The sequence below is a fragment of the Pseudomonadota bacterium genome (genome assembly GCA_023229365.1).
In the GTDB taxonomy this organism is placed as follows: Bacteria; Myxococcota_A; Polyangia; order JAAYKL01; family JAAYKL01; genus JALNZK01.
In genome coordinates this window covers 1-3,733 of the sequence record JALNZK010000234.1, presented here as the reverse complement: position 1 = coordinate 3,733, position 3,733 = coordinate 1, and the positions used below count along the sequence as shown (strand labels likewise).

Sequence of the window (3,733 nt, the reverse complement as noted above, 5' to 3'; positions counted from 1 at the left end):
GCGAGCGCGTCGGGGAGCTCGCGCCGCGGGTCCGCGCCCTCGGGCTCGTCGCGGGCGATCGGGTCGAGGTGCTCTCCGCGGGCGGTCCGGATTTCGCGGTCGCCCTGCTGGCCTGCTTCAGCCTCGGGCTCGTCGCACAGCCGTCCGGCCGGCACAAGACGGTCGGCTGTCGCGCGGTGCTCGTCGGCCCCGGGGTCGAGGCGGGAGATCCCGCGGTCCCCCGCCTCGACGTGCGCGTCGACGGCGAGGTCGGCGCCGCGGCGGTGCGGGAGCCTTTGGCGGTCTCGCCGATGCACCCGGCGCTCGTCTTCTCGGACGCCGCGGGACAGCCGTTCACGATCCCGACCGCGGGGTTCGCGGTCCAGGCGCTCGCCGCGCACCGGTACCTCCTCGACGGGCGCCCCGGACAGGCGACGTGGCTGCTGGCGCCGCCCTCGCACGTGGCCACGGCCGCGGGGCTCGTCGGCGCGCTCGCCTCGGGCGGGATCGCGGGCCTCGCCGCCGCCCCCGAGAGCGAGGCAGAGCTCGCGGCGCTCCTCGCGAGGCTCCCGGGCCGCGCGGCGCTCCTCGACACGGGAGCAGCCTCCGCGCTCGGATCCCATCTCGAGCGCGGCGAGAAGGGCGGCACGGCCCGCAGCGGTTCGCTCGAGCTGCTCGCGGTCGAGGGCACGTCGCTCGACCCGAGGCTCCTGCAGATCCTGCACGAGCGGCTGTTCGAGGGAAAGGTGCACGTCGTGCAGGCGCTTGCGCGCCCCGAGTGCGGCGGCTTCATCGCCGGTCCGTACCCCCCGGTCACGCGGATCCGGTTCTCCTCCGTGGCGCACCCGGCGCCGGGGCTCTCCTTGGAGATCGTGGACACCGGCGGCGCGCCGTGCGCCGTCGGGGTGGGCGGCATGCTCGCGCTCTCCCGCGTCCCGCCCTGCGTCGCGCTCGAACTGCAGTGCGCCGAGCTGCCGGTCGTCATCGAGGTGAAGGCGCGGCGCGATCGCGACGACAACCTGTGGCCGCTCGGCGAGACGCACATCGATCTCGCCGACTCGACGCACGTCAACGTCGCCGAGATCGAGGCGGCGCTCGCGGAGGCGCCCGGCGTCGAGCAGGTCGCGGTCGTGCGGTACACCGACGCCGAGGGCCGGTCCGGGAGCCGCGCGTTCGTCAAGGCGCAGCCAGGCGCCGAGATCTCCCTCGCGGCGCTCGGCGCGGCGCTGGCGTCGAGGTTCGGCGGCGCCGCCCTGCCGACGTCCTACTGCGTGGTCGACGAGCTGCCGCACACGCGCAGCGGCAAGCTCCTGCGAAGCGTGCTCCGCCGTGTGTGCACCGGCGAGCCGCTCAGCGCCGAGGATCTCGCGATGATCGAGGATCCGGTCGTCGCCGCCGCGCTCGCCCGCCAGATCTCCTGAGCGTCTCCCGATCGCGCCTCACTCCAGCGTGACGACGAGCATCACGTCCGGCGCGGGCGTGTCGAGCCTGTGCGCCGCCTGGAGCGCGATCTCGGCGCAGCCGCACGGCGCGCGCAGGCCCAGGCCGTACCAGAGGGCGTTCAGCCCCGGGCGGGGCGCGATCTCCACCCGGGCGCCGCAGTGCAGCGCGACGACGCGCGCCACCACCGCGGTCCCCCGCTCGGCGAGCTCCAGGCGGTTTCGAGGCCCGGCGGGCCACCACGAGTCTCCCATCGACGTGACGTCGTCCGCCGTCCACCGACCATCCGTATGCGGACCCGCGCCCTCCCCGTACCACCGGGCGTCGACGGAGATCCCGTTGCCCCGCCCGTCGCGGGTGCCGATCCCCGCCGCCGCCGCGCTCACGCCGAGGAGCTCCTGATCCCACGCGATCTCGCCGCGCAGCTCGAGGACCGGCGCTCCGATCCGCACGGCGCCGTGGAGGAACCTGCGCGACTTCGCCTCTCCGAGTCCCGGCAGCCCGACGCGCTCGGCGATCTCGGCGTAGAAGACCGGCACCTCCGCGAAGGGATCGAGCGCGGTCTCGACCCCGAGCTCGACGGCGTGCGCGCGCCGCGGGCGGTCCGCGGCGTCGAAGACCCACGGCGGCGTCGCCCCGGCGGCCCACGGGACCGCGCGGTACTCTACGCGCGGGGCGATGAGGTGCGGACGGCCCGCGAGCCTGCCCACGAGCGGCAGCCCGAACCGTGCCGCGCCGCCCGCCGAGTGGTTCGCAGGCGCGCCTCCCGTCTCCCGGTCGACGAGCCAGGTCGCGTGCCGGCTCCCGACGCGCGCGTCCAGCGTGACGGGGCCGAGGTGCAAAGGGGCCGTGAGCGAGGGCCGCGCCAAGAGCCGGGTGTGCGGCCGCGCCGGATATCCGGAAGCGTCGTAGGATATCGAGCCGCGCGAGACGTCGCGCCGCGCGAGGGAGAGGTCGAGGGACGGCCAGAGCCGCGCGCGATTCGGCACCGCCACGAGCGTCCCGCGGACCGCGGCGACGGTCTGCACGTCGGGCCAGCCTCCTCTCGTGCCGGGGGCGAGCGGCTGGTCCGCGCCGAAGGAGCTCTCCAGCGTCCCGACGGACGACGGCAGCGAGACGAGGACGCGGCTCTCCGTGCGCGACATCGCGCGCTCGAGCGGATCGAACGTCAGCTCGTCGATGATCACGCCATCCGTGACGAGATCCGCGTCGGCCGCGAAGGTCGCGCCCGCGAGCGGCGCCCGGCGCGCGAGCCGGGCCCGCGCCCGATTGTCCGGCGCGTCGAAGACGTGCTGCACGCGGAGATCGACGCCCTCCGCGAGCACGCGCGTCTCGTCCTCGAGCCCCTGCGAGGTGCGGCCCGCGACGTAGCCGTCGGCGTGCGCGCCGTGTCCGAGCGGCAGGTGGCCGGCCGGCCCGGCGATCAGCCCCGCATCCCGCGAGTAGCCGAGCCGCGGGGCCAGGAAGCCGGCCTTCTCGGGCGGCCTCAGGCGGAGCCACGGGAGCCACGCCGCCCGGACGCCGCCGAGAACGAGCGTCGGAGACACGAGGTCGACGTCCCCGGACGGGTGGAGCGTCAGCCGGCGCGCCTCGAGCCGGTAGCCGGCCGGGACGTGCGGGCACGCGGTTCCCACGCCGCCCAGGAGCACGCAGCGGCCGCCGTCGCACGCGATTCGCTCGCCCCGCAGAAGGAACGGCGGCGGCGGAGCGGCGCGGGTGAGGGTCGGGCGCTCGAGGCGCAGCGACCTCCCGTCTCGCGACAGCTCGCCGGAGGCGGCCGCGATGTAGATGTCGGGGAGCCGCAGCGTGAACGGTGCGGGCGAGTGGATCGCGCCGTCGGGCAGGGACAGCTCGAGCCGCTCGCCACGAAGCTCGAGGCCCTCCGTCACGAGGCGGACGCTCCCCGACGCCGTCACCTCGCGGCCGTCCGCCGATATCGACAGCCGCTCCGCCTCGAGCGCCGCCGAACCGCCCGGCGCGCGCGCCTCGTCGGCGGCGCCCGGCCACGCCGCGAGAGTCACCGCCGCGAGCACCCGCGCGATGTCAGAAGGTCGCACCGCGACAGGCTAGCATACCGGGCGTTCCGTGGAGAGCGCCACGGCTCAGGTCGCGGGGAAGATCTCGCTTTCCGGATCTTCGGCGGGGGCCTCGTCGTCCTGCGCGCCGTCCTCGGCCGCGGAGTCGCCCGGCGGCACGGCGCCCGCGGCGGATCCGGCACCGCCCGTCGTCTCGAGCGGCGGGACCTCGCCGTCCGGAGCTGGCGGGATCGTGCCGCCTGTCCCAGGATCGGACGAAATGGCGGGCAGCCCGTGCA

3 protein-coding genes are annotated in these 3,733 nt (G+C 76.1%); 1 reads left to right on the top strand and 2 read right to left on the bottom strand.

The genetic code is table 11. The features are described from left to right. Positions 1-1,400: hypothetical protein (locus tag M0R80_31630; protein ID MCK9464193.1), on the top strand; the 1,400-nt coding region annotated here is incomplete at its 5' end. Between the two features lie 18 nt (positions 1,401-1,418). On the opposite strand, the gene M0R80_31625 is transcribed toward M0R80_31630, so the two are convergent. Next, a complete protein-coding gene (locus tag M0R80_31625; GenBank protein MCK9464192.1) occupies positions 1,419-3,476 on the bottom strand; it encodes a hypothetical protein in 2,058 nt (685 codons plus the stop codon). A 45-nt stretch (positions 3,477-3,521) separates the two neighbouring features. Then, the coding region (locus M0R80_31620) for a hypothetical protein (GenBank protein ID MCK9464191.1) at positions 3,522-3,733 on the bottom strand (212 nt) is incomplete at its 5' end.